The sequence below is a fragment of the Yersinia enterocolitica subsp. enterocolitica genome (genome assembly GCF_901472495.1).
Classification (GTDB): Bacteria; Pseudomonadota; Gammaproteobacteria; order Enterobacterales; family Enterobacteriaceae; genus Yersinia; species Yersinia enterocolitica.
In genome coordinates, this window is record NZ_LR590469.1 from 1,234,205 (window position 1) to 1,251,676 (window position 17,472).

Here is a 17,472-nt window from a genome sequence, read left to right on the forward strand (position 1 = left end):
TGCATCTCGCCTGACATAAAATTCTGTCAGTAAACTCATTTTTGAATTTCAGATAGAGAAATAACAAAGGCCCTAAATGATGGGCGTGAGGTTAATGACAAAGTGCCCGTAACGGTGAAAACAGGCAGATCGTAAAGACGCCGTAACCCCCTCCCTGGCGCGGACGCTTTACTCTTCTGCCAGTCCTCACCTTGCAAGATTGGGTTGTCGAGGTTTGTCAGCAGTCTGAGGCCCTAAATGATGGGCCTTTTCATTATGATGCAGCAAAAAGAGGGGCCGCGCACCTTGTTACCCCTGAGCCATCAATCCTAATAGTTTAATAACAAAATAGAACACTACACCGATGACTAATGGCAGGATATATAAGGTAAAGAACTGCAAAAAGATAGTGTGATGCGGTAAGACTATTTTTGCTTCCAATTGCTCACGACTGCGCCCTTCACTGCCCTTCGCCTGCTCTAAAATCATTTGGTCTTCAATACCTTCGCGGATATGCCGCACTTGTCGTGACATGCGCGCACCCGATGCCTGTAATGACAAACCCACGAAAATAAGCATATAAATAATGAAGAACATGATGTTCGATGCTGAAAACCCTTGTTCGAAGTCAGGCACGGGCGAGTTGTACCAGAAGATATCCAGAAAAGTCGTGTTAAAACGGATCATATCGGTCATTACGTGGATAAAATCCAACATAACCGCATTAATCCCTGTACTTTTTTGACTATATTGATAGGCAAAATTGATAATTGAAATCAATGTTGACAGCAGTGCTGGAATAAATACGAGCCACCCGGCTATCCGTTTGATGATAGCGACACGCCCAGCCTGTTGATAGGTCATGACTTCTCCTTGTAAATACCACAACTTATGTGGCCTTAGTTTACCCGCAACACTCCGATCTTGTGCAGAATTTTGCGAATGTTCTTACGATTCATGCAAATTCAAGCCTAGCTCATCCAGCGCAATATCATTAAGTTAATAAATTATACAGTAAGAAAGGCAGAGAATTGTGTTCTGCCGGTTCAATCACCATGAACCAATGATAGAGTGTTCAATCGGTAGCTAGAAACCAAACAGGAGAAATAATAAATGGCGACCCCTCACGCAATTAAGGCCGCAATTTTCGATATGGACGGCTTACTCATTGATTCGGAACCGTTATGGCTACAGGCTGAACTTGATATTTTCACCGAGCTGGGGCTGGATACCTCGTCGAGAGATTCCCTACCCGATACCCTTGGATTGCGCATCGATTTAGTGGTGAAGCTTTGGTTCCAGTCCATGCCTTGGCAGGGACCAAGTCAGGCGGAAGTTTGCAAACGTATTATCGCCCGGGCAATAGATTTAGTGGAAGAGACCAAACCGGTTTTGCCCGGAGTGGAATATGCGCTGGAGCTGTGCCGCGCACAAGGGCTAAAAATTGGTCTGGCATCGGCTTCGCCGCTGCATATGCAAAAACGCGTCCTGGCGATGTTAAATATTGAAAAATACTTCGACCGCTTGGTATCAGCAGAATACTTGCCACACAGCAAACCACATCCAGAAGTATATTTGAATGCTGCATCTGACCTGGGTGTCGACCCCCTGGAATGTGTCACGCTGGAAGATTCAGTCAATGGGATGATTGCCACCAAAGCGGCACGTATGCGCTCTATTGTCATCCCTTCAGTTGAATATCGGGCCGATCCTCGTTGGGTATTAGCGGATATACAGTTAGAGTCGCTAGAGCAATTACGTAAAGAAGACATTTCGTAACTGTCGATTAAAGTCGCGATAGATTTTGCTGACGATGGTATGACTTCCTGCGGGTGACTTTTGTATTAATAAAGGCGGTTGGCGTTGATACCCAGCCGCCTGAACATGTTTTACAAGAAATCATCCCGTTTGGGATTAAAGGTGTCGATCAAAATACTATTGTCCTCCAGTGATACTGCACCATGCATCTCGTTTTTAACTGCACGATAGGCATCACCCGCCTTCAAAATACGTTTCTGCCCTTCGATTTCCACCTCAAAACTACCCGCCGCCACATAAGCAATCTGGTCGTGAATATCATGCTTGTGCGCAACACCAATCGCGCCCTTATCAAAGTGAACGCAGACCATCATCAGATCATCGCTCCAGGTCATGACCTTGCGTTTAATGCCATTGCCTAACTCTTCCCAAGGCGTTTCATCATTAATAAAGAACATCTTCATTGTTTCTCCTCATTATTATGCAAAATGGTTTCTGGTGTAGCCTGGTCACAGTTTCACACTGAATTCGGCCCATTCTACGGCCAAAATCCGTAGTTTGAACATTATTAATCCAAAAATCATGACGCCCTTCAAAAAATAATAAAACATCATTTCATTTTTATTGAATTAACTTCCCGCAAATACTATCATCACCACATCAAAAGAAACACCGGTCCGAACCGAAAGAGAGGCACCGACATGCAAATTCGTCAAAGCATTCATAGCGACCACGCCAGGCAACTCGATACCGCAGGTTTGCGTCGTGAATTTCTGATTGAAAATATTTTTGTTTCCGATGAATACACCATGACCTATAGCCACATCGACCGAATCATTGTGGGCGGTATTTTGCCGGTCGAGAAAACAGTCAGCATTGGTGATGAAGTGGGCAAGCAGTTAGGTGTGAGTTACTTTCTGGAGCGCCGGGAACTGGGTGTTATCAATATTGGCGGGCCGGGCCTTATCACTGTTGATGGCCAGGTTTATGAAATCGGTAATCAAGAAGCCCTGTATGTAGGTAAAGGCGCGAAAGAAGTTACCTTTAATAGCCTTGAGAGCAGCAAACCAGCCAAGTTTTACTACAACAGCGCGCCGGCGCATACCACTTATCCCAATAAGAAAATCACACTGGCAGAGGCCGCACCGCAAACACTGGGTGATGATGCGACCAGTAATCGTCGCACTATCAATAAATACATCGTGCCCGATGTGTTGCCAACCTGCCAACTGACCATGGGGTTGACCAAGCTGGCACCCGGCAATCTCTGGAATACGATGCCCTGTCATACCCATGACCGCCGCATGGAAGTGTATTTCTACTTTGATATGGACGAAGAAACAGCCGTCTTCCACATGATGGGCCAGGCGCAGGAAACTCGCCATTTGCTGGTTCATAACGAGCAGGCAGTTATTTCACCAAGTTGGTCTATCCATTCAGGTGTCGGCACTAAACGTTACACCTTCATCTGGGGCATGGTCGGTGAAAACCAGGTCTTCGGTGATATGGACCACATTGCCGTTAGCGAACTGCGCTAAATGTTTGCCAACGGCATTAAGCATCACCCTACCAAAGCCGTCCTTTGGGCGGTTTTCTCCCCAATATTATAATCGCGGTACTCTTTGGCCGCCTTGAGAGAGATGTTAGCTATGATCTTAGATTCCTTTGAGTTAAAGGGTAAAATTGCTCTGGTTACCGGCTGTGATACAGGTTTGGGCCAGGGTATGGCGATTGGTTTAGCCGAAGCGGGTTGTGACATTGTTGGTGTGAATATTGTTGAGCCAAAAGAGACCATCGAGAAAGTGACTGCCTTAGGTCGCCGCTTCTTAAGCCTGACGGCTGATCTGAGCAAAATCGATGGCATCCCTGCCCTGTTGGAACGCGCTATCGCTGAATTTGGCCAAATCGATATCCTGGTCAATAACGCCGGTATTATCCGCCGTGAAGATGCGATCAACTTCAGCGAAAAGGACTGGGATGATGTGATGAACGTGAACATCAAAACGGTGTTCTTTATGTCTCAGGCGGTTGCTAAACAATTTATCAAGCAAGGCACTGGCGGCAAAATCATCAACGTGGCTTCGATGCTGTCTTACCAAGGCGGTATCCGTGTTCCTTCTTATACTGCATCGAAAAGTGCGGTCATGGGTGTGACTCGTCTGTTAGCAAACGAATGGGCTAAACACGGCATCAATGTGAACGCAGTGGCGCCTGGTTATATGGCAACCAACAACACTCAGCAGTTGCGTAAAGATGAAGAGCGCAGCAAAGAGATTCTTGATCGCATCCCGGCTGGCCGTTGGGGCCTGCCTGATGACCTGAAAGGCCCAGTGGTCTTCCTGGCTTCCAAAGCCTCTGACTATATCAGTGGTTACACTATCGCTGTTGATGGCGGTTGGTTGGCTCGCTAAACCAATAAATATCACTAATTTGAGTTAAGGATTATTTCCTGCGGTTATTCGCCATATTCCAGCTCAAAACTCTATTGAGGCACAACAGCAGTTGTGCCTTTTTTATTACTTATTTATCAAATGGTTAACAAACAGATCTTTACCAAAAATCTTGCCAAAACTGCAAAAATAAAAAATTCAAAACAACGTTCCGACTCCGATCACACTTTTGTCATTCGCCCAATGACTCGCCAGTAAATACAAATATAATAGATTGAAACGATGTTTCTATTTATAAGGAACTGTAAACCAGTTCCGACCTGACATTTCTATGATGGGGTTATGGTGATGGATTTTATAGGCAACATTAAAGGCAGCGACGCAGTGATGATTAACTGGCTCAGTGCTATCCGAAGCTATGTTGATTTAGTCCAGTCTGTAAGCCACAGCAATCAGAACCCCACCCCACTGATGGCCGATGGTTTTGATGTCCTGACTCACCAGCCTGTGGTCTGGAAATTTCCAGATGGTCGTCATGTTCCAATATCTAACTTTGCCAGTCAACAGAACTGGTTGCGTACATTGGATGCACTCAGTCTGGTGACGCAAGACCCGCAATATCATCAACAAGCGCGGGTACAAAGCAGCTACTTCATGCAACACGGTGTTCATGAGCAAAGTGGGCTGTTTTATTGGGGCGGCCACCGTTTCTTCAATCTGGACACATTAAAAACTGAAGGCCCTGAGTCGAAAGCACAAGTGCATGAACTTAAGCACCATCTGCCCTATTACGACTTGCTGCTCAGTGTCGATCGGGAGAAAACGCTTAATTTCCTGCAAGGATTTTGGCATGCCCACGTAGAAGACTGGCAAACGCTGGATCTCGGCCGCCACGGCAGTTACGACAAGCAACGCGACCCACATGTTTTCACCCATGCGCGTCATGATGTGGTTAAACCTGAAGCCTTGCCACAGTTACCTGAAACTAAAGGCCTGACCTTTGTTAATGCAGGCACTGATCTCATTTACGCTGCATATAAATATGCTGAGTATACCGGCGACATCGCGGCGGCTGCCTGGGGAAAACATTTATACCGTCAATACGTTTTGGCCCGTAATCCTGAAACAGGATTACCGGTTTATCAATTCAGCTCGCCACAACAACGTCGGCCAATACCGGAAGATGATAACCAAACCCAATCTTGGTATGGCGACCGTGCCAAGCGTCAGTTCGGCCCTGAGTTTGGTGAAATTGCCCGTGAAGCCAATGTCTTGTTCCGTGATATGCGGCCATTACTGATTGATAACCCATTGGCAATGCTGGATATCTTGCGCCAACAGCCGGATGCAGAAGTTCTGCAATGGGTAATTGACGGGTTAAAAAATTACTATCGTTTCGCCTATGACGTCGAGAGTAATACATTGCGCCCGTTATGGAACGATGGACAGGATATGAGTGGTTATGTGTTACAACGTGATGGCTATTATGGCGCTAAAGGTAAGGTTATCTCGCCATTCCCATTAGAAGTAGATTACCTGCTGCCACTGGTTAGAGCCTGGCGAGCCAGTGAAGATGACGAGCTGCTGGATTTGATTGCGGTATTAGTGCACCGCTGGCAGTTAGCTGAATTAAACAAGCAACAACGTAGTGCAGCACTGATGGATGGCAAAAAACCAGCCGCCTCCCCTTATCTGCTACTGGCCTTAGTTGAACTGGCTGAGCATTGCCAATGCAGCCAATTATTTGCATTGGCCTGGCAAATAGGGAATGACTTATTTCAACAACATTACCATCGCGGCCTGTTTGTCGAATCAGCGGAACACCGTTATTTCCGCATCGACAATCCGATTGCATTAGCTTTATTAACCTTGATTGCCGCGAAACAGAATAAGTTGGCAGCAATACCTCAATTTATTACCAATGGTGGTTACATCCATGGAGATTATCGGGTGAACGGAGAAAGCCGCACTCTATATGACATCGATTTTATTTATCCGACGCTTTTGAATCAGTAGTTTTATTTATCTTTCATGTTATTAAAAATAGGTAAGCATTATGAATGAAAACAGAATGCTGGGGTTAGCCTATATATCACCTTATATAATAGGGTTGATAATATTCACGGCTTTCCCCTTTGTATCATCTTTCTTTCTCAGTTTTACTGAGTATGACTTAATGAACCCTCCCGTTTATAACGGGATCGAGAATTACCGTCATATGTTCCTGGAAGATGATTTATTCTGGAAATCCATGGGCGTTACTTTCGCTTATGTATTTCTGACTATTCCATTAAAATTGGCATTTGCTCTGGGGATCGCTTTTGTACTGAACTTTAAATTACGTGGTATTGGCTTCTTCCGTACCGCATTCTATATTCCGTCAATTCTTGGCAGCAGCGTAGCCATTGCGGTGTTATGGCGCGCTCTATTTGCCATTGATGGTCTGCTTAATGGCTTTATTGGCGTGTTAGGCTTTGACCCGGTCAACTGGCTGGGAGAGCCAGCGCTGGCACTGACATCGGTGACATTACTGCGTGTTTGGCAGTTTGGTTCTGCCATGGTTATCTTCCTGGCCGCATTGCAGAACGTCCCACAGTCACAATATGAAGCTGCCATGATTGATGGTGCCTCTAAATGGCAAATGTTTATGAAAGTGACCGTGCCGCTAATTACGCCGGTTATTTTCTTCAACTTTATTATGCAAACCACACAGGCCTTCCAGGAATTTACCGCGCCTTATGTCATAACCGGTGGTGGGCCAACCCATTACACCTACTTATTCTCGCTCTATATATATGACACGGCGTTTAAATACTTTGATATGGGATACGGCGCTGCACTGGCCTGGATATTATTCCTGGTAGTCGCTCTCTTTGCCTCAATTGCATTTAAATCTTCTAAATATTGGGTCTTCTACTCCGCCGATAAAGGAGGAAAAAATGACTGACGTACAAAACTCTCACCAGAAGAAATTAGATCTGGCGCAGGATATTGCTGATGCGGAAATTAACCGCACCTTGCGTAAAGCAAAAGTCAGTGCCATTTTCCGCTACGTTATTTTGATTATTGTCGGATTGATGATGCTCTACCCATTGCTGTGGATGTTCTCAGCGGCCTTTAAACCTAATAATGAAATTTTCACCACATTAGGATTATGGCCAGAACACCCTACGCGGGATGGTTTCGTTAACGGTTGGAAAACCGGTACGGAATATAATTTCGGTCACTACATGCTTAACACCTTTAAGTTTGTTATCCCGAAAGTCATTCTGACCATTATTTCTTCCACCATTGTGGCGTATGGCTTTGCACGCTTTGAAATTCCATGGAAGAAATTCTGGTTCGCAACATTAATCACCACCATGTTGCTGCCAAGCACCGTGTTATTGATTCCTCAATACATTATGTTCCGTGAAATGGGCATGCTGAATAGCTACATGCCGCTGTATCTGCCATTGGCGTTCGCTACACAAGGGTTCTTCGTCTTCATGCTTATCCAGTTCCTGCGCGGTGTTCCCCGCGATATGGAAGAAGCGGCACAAATCGACGGATGTAACTCCTTCCAAGTGTTGTGGTACGTGGTAGTGCCAATCTTGAAGCCGGCCATTATCTCCGTGGCATTGTTCCAGTTCATGTGGTCAATGAACGACTTTATCGGCCCACTGATTTACGTCTACAGCGTAGATAAGTACCCGATAGCGCTGGCTCTTAAGATGTCAATTGACGTGACCGAAGGCGCACCTTGGAACGAAATTCTGGCAATGGCAAGCATCTCCATTCTGCCGTCCATCATTGTTTTCTTCCTGGCTCAACGCTACTTCGTGCAAGGCGTAACCAGCAGCGGAATTAAAGGTTAATAGAGGATTTATCATGGCTGAAGTCATTTTCAATAAATTAGGCAAAGTTTACTCCAACGGTTTCCGCGCAGTTCATGGCATTGATCTGAAGATCCATGATGGCGAATTTATGGTGATTGTGGGTCCATCTGGCTGTGCTAAATCGACTACTCTGCGTATGTTAGCTGGGCTGGAAACTATCAGTGATGGTGAAGTGCGAATTGGTGATCGGGTCGTTAATAATCTGGCACCCAAATCACGTGGTATCGCCATGGTGTTCCAGAACTATGCGCTGTATCCGCACATGACCGTGAAAGAGAACCTGGCTTTTGGCTTGAAGTTGAGCAAATTGCCAAAAGATCAAATTGAAACACAAGTTGCTGAAGCAGCAAAAATTTTGGAACTTGAAGACTTACTTGACCGCTTGCCGCGTCAGTTGTCTGGTGGTCAGGCACAGCGTGTGGCTGTTGGCCGCGCCATCGTTAAAAAACCCGATGTATTTTTGTTCGATGAGCCGTTATCAAACCTGGATGCCAAACTGCGCGCCTCCATGCGTATTCGTATCTCCGATTTACATAAGCAGTTGAAGAAAAGCGGTAAAGCAGCAACCACAGTTTACGTGACCCACGACCAGACTGAAGCAATGACCATGGGTGACCGAATCTGTGTGATGAAACTGGGTCATATTATGCAAGTCGATACCCCAGATAATCTCTATCACTATCCTACCAATATGTTTGTTGCCGGTTTTATCGGCGCGCCGGAAATGAATATCAAACCGAGCACGCTGGTAGAAAAAGAGGGGAAAGTTGGCCTGACAGTCGGTCAATACACCCTGGTATTGAATGAAAGACAGCAAGCCAAAGTCGCTGCCCACGCCGGGGAAAAAGTGTTCTTTGGTGTACGTCCTGAGTTCGTCAGCATGTCTATGAATCCATTTACTGATAATCACTCACAAGGTGAATTGGTCCGTGTGGAAAACATGGGTCACGAATTCTTTATGTATATCAAAGTTGATGACTTTGAGCTGACCTGTCGTCTGCCGTCTGATGAAGCACGACCTATTATCGAAAATGGTCTGCATCGCACCGTGTACTTCCAGTTTGATATGGATAAATGCCATATCTTTGATGCAAAAACAGAAAAAAATATCTCTCTTTAACAGGAGCAGTACCCAATGAAAAAAGCGATCCTACACACGCTGATAGCATCCACTCTGGCACTATTATCACATCAAGCCTTTGCAGCGCAGGATGAAGTTAATTTACGTATGTCATGGTGGGGCGGGAATGGTCGTCACCAGGTAACGTTGAAAGCATTAGAAGAATTCCATAAGCAGCATCCGAATATTAATGTTAAAGCAGAATACACCGGTTGGGATGGTCATTTATCTCGTCTGACAACACAGATTGCCGGTGGTACTGAACCCGATGTTATGCAAACTAACTGGAACTGGTTGCCTATTTTCTCTAAAGACGGTACCGGATTCTATAATTTGTTTAGCGTAAAAGAACAATTAGATTTAGCGCAATTTGATCCGAAAGAACTGCAACAAACCACCGTTAATGGCAAGTTGAATGGTATTCCAATTTCAGTTACTGCTCGTATTTTCTATTTCAATGATGCGACCTGGGCTAAAGCTGGCTTAGAATATCCTAAAACTTGGGATGAGTTACTTGCGGCAGGTAAAGTATTTAAAGAAAAACTGGGTGACCAATATTATCCAGTGGTATTAGAGCATCAGGATACTTTAGCGTTAATCCGCTCTTATATGACACAAAAGTATAACATTCCTACTATTGATGAAGCTAATAAGAAATTTGCTTATTCGCCTGAGCAGTGGGTTGAGTTCTTTACCATGTATAAAACCATGGTAGATAATCATGTTATGCCATCCACCAAATACTATGCTTCATTCGGCAAGAGCAATATGTATGAAATGAAGCCGTGGATTAATGGTGAGTGGGCGGGTACTTATATGTGGAACTCCACCATAACCAAGTATTCCGATAACCTGACCAAACCTGCCAAATTGGTGCTTGGTCCATATCCGATGTTGCCAGGAGCAAAAGATGCCGGTTTATTCTTTAAACCAGCACAGATGCTTTCCATTGGTAAATCAACTAAGCATCCACAAGAAAGTGCGATGTTAATCAACTTCTTACTTAACAGTAAAGAAGGGGTTGAAGCATTAGGTCTGGAGCGTGGCGTACCATTGAGTGCTACCGCGGTAACTCAATTGCGTGCCAGTGGCGTAATTAAAGATGAAGATCCTTCTGTTGCCGGTTTAAATATGGCTCTGGAATTGCCGCATAAAATGACAACTTCACCATACTTTGATGACCCGCAAATTGTTTCACTGTTCGGTGATGCAATTCAATATATCGATTATGGCCAGAAGACCGTGCAAGAAACTGCAGAATACTTTAACAAACAAGGTGATCGTATTCTGAAACGCGCTATGCGTTAATAAATTAAATTAATTTAACTTAAGTATCTATTAAACCCTGCCATTAATTTGGCGGGGTTCTTTTGTTTTATAGCCATAAAATAATAACCAGACAGACATCACAATTTAATATATGTTTAAAAAAAGAATCATTAAGACAGATCTGGATCACATAAATATTTATTAATATAAATAGAATATGCATTCACAATAAATGAAACATTGTTTCTTTGTTGATGGAATTGTTTTTCATTCGTATGTTGATTTTTTATAGATTTGTTAATGACTTTTGATTTAAATAACCATAACCCTGGGATTATATAAAAATGAAATTTAAATTACTGACTCTGGCAGTGGCATCTGTAATCAGCTTTAGTTCTGTTGCAACAACAATTGACTACCGGCACGAAATGAAAGATACAAGTAAATCTGATCACAAAGATCGTTTACTGATTTCCAACCGTTTTGCTAATGGCTTTGGTTTGTCATTAGAAGGTAAATGGGGCCAGCACAGCTCTGATACCACACCAAATAAACCTTTCAATGAACAAGTGAGTAATGGCACCGAAGTCGTTGCCAGTTATGTTTATCAGTTCAATAAAACATTCCAGTTGGAGCCTGGTTTCTCATTAGAGTCTTCTTCTGATTCTAATAACTACCGCCCTTACCTGCGCGGTAAAGTGTCATTTACTGATGACTTCTCAACATCACTGCGTTATCGCCCATATTACAAGCGTAACCAGCCGGCTCAGACTAAAGCAACAGAGAAAGGCCACGAGTTCACTATGTTGTTTGCCTACAACTTCTTGAAAAACTATTCAGCAGAATATGAATTGAACTACAAGAAATCCGAAGACGAAATTCTGGCCAATAAAGAGAAAGAAGAGTGGAGTCATGATGTGAAAGTCGCATACAAATGGGATAAAAACTGGAAGCCATATGTTGCCATCGGCAACGTTGCTGGCAGCAAAACCACAGATGAGCGTCAAACTCGTTACCGTGTTGGTGTGCAGTACAGCTTCTAAGTTCTGACTTTGTAATAGATGTGTTGTCGTTGGTGAACCTGTAGTTATTAGTACCCTCATCATTATTTGTTAATTATGCCCATACCCGTATTACTTTGGGGAAAAGCTGACTCCCGGTCACTTTTCCCCTTTTTTCGCTCTGTCTTTTTGTTAGTGTGATGGTAGCGCTGTCACCTTCGAGATCTAACCCCACTATTTCAGCCCAAAGCCCGATGTTTACATTACAAAGCCTCAGGTTAGCTTACTCTTTCTTATTGCACGTAAAATGAGACATTTAGTTACAGCGTAACGGCTATTCATGTCATTAAAAATCTCATATACTGGATAAATCAACAGCTACAGATTCGGAATTCAAGTATGACAGGGGAAGGACACCTTATTTTTTCTGTCGCCTGCGTTATTTTTGCCAAAAAAGTCGGCCTCACGCCTGAACTGGCACATGGCGATTGGTGGCATATTATCCCTGGCGCCCTGTTAACCTCCTTGCTGCCAGATATCGATCACCCCAAATCAATCCTTGGTCAGCGACTAAAGTGGATATCAACACCTATAGCCCGGGCATTTGGCCATCGGGGGTTCACTCATAGCCTGTTGGCCGTCATTGGTGGTATCGCACTATTTCAAATGGATATTTCTCGCGACTGGATAATTCCCGCAGATGCATTCCACGCGATGATTGTTGGCTATTTCAGTCATCTGTTGGCCGATATGATTACACCGGCGGGTGTACCGCTCTTATGGCCATGCCGTTGGCGTTTTACTATTCCACTATTGCGTCCACAAAAAGGTAATCAATTAGAACGCGTATTATGTGTTCTATTAGTTTGTTTTTCCGTCTATTGGCAAACTGATACCACGATCCCCCTGCTATCCTATATGGAACAATTGAAAAATTTTAGATTGTGATCACACTTTAATGGGTAAACAATCGTCAAATTGTATATATTCCATACAAATCATGGCAAAAATTTATATAACATTCTTTTTGGATATAAGTAGCCCTTCTTAGGAACTGCTAACATACACAGCTAATTGCACAGTTGACTGTGCCTGGCTCTATTCTGAACAAAAATAGAATTAGAATATGCAGCCAGTATTTAAAATAATAATTTGGAGATTTGGGGATGAACCTACCGCTTGTGATTAATGTGCTGTTATTTGTGGCACTGCTATTACTATTGGCACAAACCCGGCATAAACAATGGAGTCTGTCCAAGAAAGTCTTGGTAGGTCTGGGGCTGGGCGTACTCTTTGGTCTGGGCCTGCAATGGGTCTATGGCGCAGACAATCCAGTACTAAAAGAGTCTATCACTTGGTTTAATATCGTGGGTAATGGCTATGTGCAATTACTACAAATGATTGTTATGCCACTGGTATTTGCCTCTATCCTGAGCGCCGTCGCCAAACTGCATAACGCCGCATCTCTGGGTAAAATCAGTGTATTGACCATTGGTACATTACTATTCACCACTTTAATCGCGGCACTGGTAGGTGTCTTGGTCACCAACCTGTTTGGCTTAACTGCCGATGGCTTGGTACAAGGAACACAAGAATCAGCGCGTTTGAGTGCTATCGAAAGCAATTATCTTGGCAAAGTGACTGACCTGACGGTTCCACAGTTAGTGTTGTCCTTTATCCCGAAAAATCCGTTTGCTGATTTAACTGGCGCTAGCCCAACCTCAATCATCAGTGTGGTTATCTTTGCTACATTCCTGGGAATAGCTTCCCTGCAATTACTGAAAGATGATGTTGCGAAAGGCCAACGTGTGCTGGTGGCTATCGACACGCTGCAAGCCTGGGTGATGAAGCTGGTACGTCTGGTGATGAAACTGACCCCTTACGGCGTATTGGCATTGATGACTAAAGTGGTTGCTGGTTCTAATATTCAAGACATCATCAAGCTGGGTAGCTTCGTGGTGGCTTCTTATCTCGGCCTGGCGATTATGTTTGTGGTACACGGCGTGCTGTTGTCTTTCACCGGTATCAACCCGTTGAAATTCTTCCGTAAAGTCTGGCCGGTGCTGACCTTTGCATTTACCAGCCGCTCCAGTGCCGCCAGTATCCCGTTGAATGTAGAAGCACAAACCCGCCGTTTGGGTGTGCCAGAATCTATCGCCAGCTTCTCAGCATCCTTCGGGGCGACTATCGGCCAGAACGGTTGTGCCGGGCTTTATCCTGCGATGTTGGCCGTAATGGTCGCGCCAACTGTTGGCATAAACCCGCTAGACCCAATATGGATTGCCACACTGGTCGGCATTGTCACTATCAGCTCTGCCGGTGTTGCTGGTGTTGGCGGTGGCGCGACCTTCGCAGCACTAATCGTATTGCCAGCACTGGGCTTACCGGTCACTCTGGTTGCTTTACTTATCTCTGTTGAACCATTGATTGATATGGGCCGTACAGCATTGAACGTCAGCGGTTCAATGACAGCCGGTACCATTACCAGTCAATTGATGAAGCAAACAGATAAAGACATTCTTAACAGTGATGATGATGGCGATTTAGCCCATCAGTAAACATCGCTGATGAGTCCTTAAAAGCCAGTCATCCGTGACTGGCAGATTTAATAATACGGCTAGTGATCGAAGGGTTTACCGTACCCAGGGGCACTCCGGTGGCTTACGCCACTACGACCCCAACGGCACGATTCCCCTTCATTTGATTTTGTCAGCGTTTAGAGCCAGTCATCCGTGACTAGCTTTTTGTTTTAAATGACTTATTGCTTGCCGAGCCGCCAAACTCAAGGATGAAGAGGGCGATATTTCTCGACCAACGCCAACGCAATAGCTTCCGTTTCTACATCCGGTATACCGCTGAAATCTTGCGCTCTGAAGTGCATCTGAAAGGCTTTGATAACTTGCCGAGTTTCATCATCCAACTCGCCGTTTTGCGGGATCTGATAACCGTAGCGCGCCAGCGTTTGCTGAATAATACTGACAGATGCCATGTCGTGCTTATTGCGCTCCGCAATATACTTTGTGACCGTCGCGTCATCCGGCCAGGCTCCGATACCCTGTGTCGCTAAACGTTTCCAGGGGAATAACGGGCCAGGGTCAGACTTTCTCAGCGGTGCTATATCACTATGAGCAACAACATTCGCTGGTTCAATATTATAACGCTCAACAATGTCCTTGGTTAGCCGTTCAATCAATTCAATCTGTGATTCGTTGTACGGATACCACTCTCTACGTAACATCCGCTCAGTGAAGCCCCTATTGACGATTTCAATACCTATAGAGGTATCATTGAGGCTATTTCGCCCCTGCCAATAGCTGACGCCGGCATGCCATGCGCGCTGCGATTCAGGAACCAATTGTAAAACAACAGGTTTGCCATTAAGGCTTTCAGGGTGCGTTTTTACCAAATAATGAGCACTAACATCCCCTTGAGTCAGCAATCTCAGTGATTCGGCATCATCTGTTGCAGTGTAGTGAAGCACCAAAAATCTCACCCGCTCATTTTGAGCTATGGAGGGAGTACTGGTATCGACTTTATATTCACCGCGGTCGATCAATTGATGCGGATTGTCACGATGGGAGCTACTACAGCCCGCCAACAACAGTAATAACCCAGTGCTTAATAACTTCCTCATTCCTTTTCTCCCTATAATTATGCTTAAGCACGGTTATAGTGAACCTACCGAATTAAATGAGCCATCAACAGTATATTTAAATAATAACTAATATCATCGGATAATACTCAAACACCTCGAGCAACTCATATGAAGGTTAAACAACTTATCCATCAATAAAAAACGGCTCCTGATAAGAGGAGCCGTTTGGGATGGGAAGGAATAAATAGTTATAATTAACAGCTGATTAAAAATATCCAATAATTATACAGTATTTACCCTAGTGGAAAGATCCCTCAGAAAGGATAATCGCGATAACCCATCTGCTCTGAAATATTGCGCGCCGCACGATGCAGAGATTTCACAATATCGCTTTTGCTATCTTCAGAAAAACGCAATGTCGGATATGAGATACTCAAGCCAGCAATAACGACACCGAAACGGTCGAAAACAGGCACAGCGATACAACGTAAACCTTCTTCTTGTTCTTCAACATCTTCGCCGAAGCCTTGCTCACGTACCTGGTCTAACACCGGCAACAGTGCTGCCGCGCTATCCAGAGTATGTTTGGTGCTACGGGTAAATTCGATATGAGACAAGATCTCTTCTACTTCACCACGATCACGCCATGCCAGTAACACTTTACCAATGGCAGTACTGTGCAATGGATTACGACGACCAATACGGGAATGCATCCGTAGGTTATACATAGAATCGATTTTATGGATATAGACAATGCTGTCTTCATCCAATGCGCCCAAGTGAATAGTTTCACGAGTTTCATTGGATAATTCACGCATTTGTATATCTGCGCTACGGATCAAATCGACGTTTTGTAATGCTTTCGCCCCTAGCTCAAATAACTTCAGAGTCAGGGAGTATTTCTCTGATTCGCCTTCCTGTGCAACATAGCCCAAAGATTTCATGGTCTGTAGGAAGCGGTACACTGTACTCTTAGGCATCATTACACGTTGAGAAAGTTCGGTAATACCTATTTCCCGTTCTTCACCCAATGCTTGTAAGATGCCAAAAACTTTCAGAACCGACGAAACAGAGTCGGGCTGTTTATCTAAATCTGCAATAGCCATTTTTTGGTTACCCTACTCAGTTTTCTGTGTTTCATAAAACAATTTGTTTTAAAAAAAATAGAACAGTGGTTTTATTATAAAGGGAAGTCGCGAGACTGTGCAATAAACCAATGTGAATAATCGGATAAAAGCCTTGCAGACAGCAAATTAGCCTCTTTCCATGAAAGAGGCTAGTGCAAAATTCAACTATTTCCAGACTGATTCAGGCAATGTGGCTAAATATAGTGCTGGTTTACCGTGAACATCAGAGGTAAAGAGGATTTGCTTATCATCGGGTGTAAAGGATGGATGTGGATGTGTTACCTGGCGGTCACCTTCAAACACCTTCCATGAGGTGTCGTGGCGAGCAACGCGATGCTGAGTGCCATTTTTCATATTGAAAACATACAGGAAAGGATCGTTTTCAATCTTATAACCGCTATCGTCTTGTACATCTACCGGCGCATCAGAACCATCACCCACCATCAACGAACCATCATAATTACTCATCAGATGCGAACACGCAGGCATTGAGGTCAGTTGACGATTTTCCAATGTTTCTGGATCAGCACTGTAGATAAAGCGATCCGGGCTACCTTTCAGGTAAGAGACATACACCAGAGCCGAACCATCTGGTACCCAGAATTCATGGGTACAGCTTTCGCCTTCGGCATGGGTTTTCACCTTGCGCATATTGCTGCCATCTTCATTGATTAACCACATACGGGCATCAACCAAATCGTGTGGCCCTTCATGGCAAAACGCCACGGTATTGTCATCATAAGGACGATAGATTGGGTGACCGAGCCACTGATTTTCTTGCAGAATAACCGTAGATTCACCGGTTTTAAGATCAACACGCATCAAGCGACAGCAAGGTTTGGTGAAATAGAATTCATGGAACTTTTTCCAATCCGTCAACGGCACCCAATCTTCGCGTCTAATTTCAATACCGACCAGTTTGGTGCAATCGGAATTTGCCACCCACGTGCCGTAACCGACCCACTCGTCCGGTACTTGATAAACCACATTCTCTTCCAATGTGGCAAGGTCAACGCGCATCAAATTGCGGCCATCTTTAACATAGAACAGCGCATCGTCATCCGGTGACAAGAAACCGCCAAAGGTATTGTCGCCGCGCCCTTCTGTCAGTTGTGTCGCCACCTGAGTGTTAAGATCCAGCAAGTAGTAGTTCCACGGGCCATCAAAAGCGCCGCCGAACAACAACTTACTCCCATCACGGGTGAAACACTTTTGATAGAAATAGTTACGGTGGCAAGTCACATCAGGAGGCGTCAGCCGTGTAACTTGTGCACCGGTAGAGGCATCCTGATAAGTATCAAATGTCAGGGGGATTTGTTTACCTTTAGCCATCCGGAAAGTCCTTAAAATCATCA

General features: G+C 44.5%; 16 protein-coding genes. 11 read left to right on the forward strand and 5 right to left on the reverse strand.

The window, feature by feature from the left end; translation table 11 throughout:
• Positions 1-288: 288 nt before the first annotated feature.
• Complete coding sequence (locus FGL26_RS05780) at positions 289-843, reverse strand: YniB family protein (RefSeq protein ID WP_005170142.1); 555 nt, start codon at positions 841-843, stop codon at positions 289-291.
• A 249-nt stretch (positions 844-1,092) separates the two neighbouring features.
• On the opposite strand from FGL26_RS05780, the gene hxpB reads away from it, so the two are divergent.
• Positions 1,093-1,758, forward strand: coding sequence for a hexitol phosphatase HxpB (gene hxpB, locus FGL26_RS05785; protein WP_005170145.1), 666 nt, complete (start codon positions 1,093-1,095; stop codon positions 1,756-1,758).
• 110 nt (positions 1,759-1,868) lie between these two features.
• On the opposite strand, the gene FGL26_RS05790 is transcribed toward hxpB, so the two are convergent.
• Positions 1,869-2,201, reverse strand: a complete 333-nt coding sequence (locus tag FGL26_RS05790) for a cupin domain-containing protein (protein ID WP_005170147.1) — start codon at positions 2,199-2,201, stop codon at positions 1,869-1,871.
• 237 nt (positions 2,202-2,438) lie between these two features.
• Between FGL26_RS05790 and kduI the strand changes: the two genes are divergently transcribed.
• From kduI to FGL26_RS05845, 10 genes are all read left to right on the forward strand, one after another.
• Entirely contained in the window at positions 2,439-3,275 is an 837-nt protein-coding gene (kduI, locus tag FGL26_RS05795) for a 5-dehydro-4-deoxy-D-glucuronate isomerase (protein ID WP_005170151.1), read from the forward strand.
• Between the two features lie 111 nt (positions 3,276-3,386).
• Positions 3,387-4,148, forward strand: a complete 762-nt coding sequence (kduD, locus tag FGL26_RS05800; protein WP_005161658.1) for a 2-dehydro-3-deoxy-D-gluconate 5-dehydrogenase KduD — start codon at positions 3,387-3,389, stop codon at positions 4,146-4,148.
• A 327-nt stretch (positions 4,149-4,475) separates the two neighbouring features.
• On the forward strand, positions 4,476-6,143 hold the full coding sequence (locus FGL26_RS05805; RefSeq protein ID WP_005170160.1) for a pectate disaccharide-lyase: 1,668 nt from the start codon (positions 4,476-4,478) through the stop codon (positions 6,141-6,143).
• 40 nt (positions 6,144-6,183) lie between these two features.
• On the forward strand, positions 6,184-7,074 hold the full coding sequence (locus FGL26_RS05810; RefSeq protein ID WP_005161668.1) for a carbohydrate ABC transporter permease: 891 nt from the start codon (positions 6,184-6,186) through the stop codon (positions 7,072-7,074).
• Positions 7,067-7,984 (forward strand): carbohydrate ABC transporter permease, encoded by a 918-nt coding sequence (locus tag FGL26_RS05815; RefSeq protein WP_005170162.1) that lies wholly within the window; start codon positions 7,067-7,069, stop codon positions 7,982-7,984. Before FGL26_RS05810 ends, FGL26_RS05815 begins: the two co-directional genes overlap by 8 nt.
• 13 nt (positions 7,985-7,997) lie before the next feature.
• Positions 7,998-9,125, forward strand: coding sequence for an ABC transporter ATP-binding protein (locus FGL26_RS05820; RefSeq protein ID WP_005161697.1), 1,128 nt, complete (start codon positions 7,998-8,000; stop codon positions 9,123-9,125).
• A gap of 15 nt (positions 9,126-9,140) precedes the next feature.
• The gene (locus tag FGL26_RS05825) at positions 9,141-10,433 is read left to right on the forward strand and encodes an ABC transporter substrate-binding protein (RefSeq protein WP_005170166.1); all 1,293 of its coding nucleotides are present in this window, start codon (positions 9,141-9,143) and stop codon (positions 10,431-10,433) included.
• Between the two features lie 305 nt (positions 10,434-10,738).
• Positions 10,739-11,437, forward strand: coding sequence for an oligogalacturonate-specific porin KdgM family protein (locus FGL26_RS05830; protein ID WP_005170169.1), 699 nt, complete (start codon positions 10,739-10,741; stop codon positions 11,435-11,437).
• A 357-nt stretch (positions 11,438-11,794) separates the two neighbouring features.
• Positions 11,795-12,343, forward strand: a complete 549-nt coding sequence (locus FGL26_RS05840) for a metal-dependent hydrolase (RefSeq protein WP_005170172.1) — start codon at positions 11,795-11,797, stop codon at positions 12,341-12,343.
• 218 nt (positions 12,344-12,561) lie between these two features.
• On the forward strand, positions 12,562-13,953 hold the full coding sequence (locus FGL26_RS05845) for an L-cystine transporter (protein ID WP_005170175.1): 1,392 nt from the start codon (positions 12,562-12,564) through the stop codon (positions 13,951-13,953).
• Positions 13,954-14,177: 224 nt separating this feature from the next.
• Here the strand turns inward: FGL26_RS05845 and FGL26_RS05850 are convergent, their stop codons facing one another.
• The 3 genes from FGL26_RS05850 to ogl all read right to left on the reverse strand — a co-directional run bounded on the left by FGL26_RS05850 (position 14,178) and on the right by ogl (position 17,449).
• Positions 14,178-15,029: an N-acetylmuramoyl-L-alanine amidase gene (locus tag FGL26_RS05850; RefSeq protein ID WP_005170179.1), complete on the reverse strand. Its 852-nt coding sequence runs from the start codon at positions 15,027-15,029 to the stop codon at positions 14,178-14,180.
• Between the two features lie 275 nt (positions 15,030-15,304).
• Entirely contained in the window at positions 15,305-16,096 is a 792-nt protein-coding gene (gene kdgR, locus FGL26_RS05855) for a DNA-binding transcriptional regulator KdgR (RefSeq protein ID WP_005164952.1), read from the reverse strand.
• 186 nt (positions 16,097-16,282) lie between these two features.
• On the reverse strand, positions 16,283-17,449 hold the full coding sequence (gene ogl, locus FGL26_RS05860; protein ID WP_005170180.1) for an oligogalacturonate lyase: 1,167 nt from the start codon (positions 17,447-17,449) through the stop codon (positions 16,283-16,285).
• Positions 17,450-17,472 lie beyond the last annotated feature (23 nt).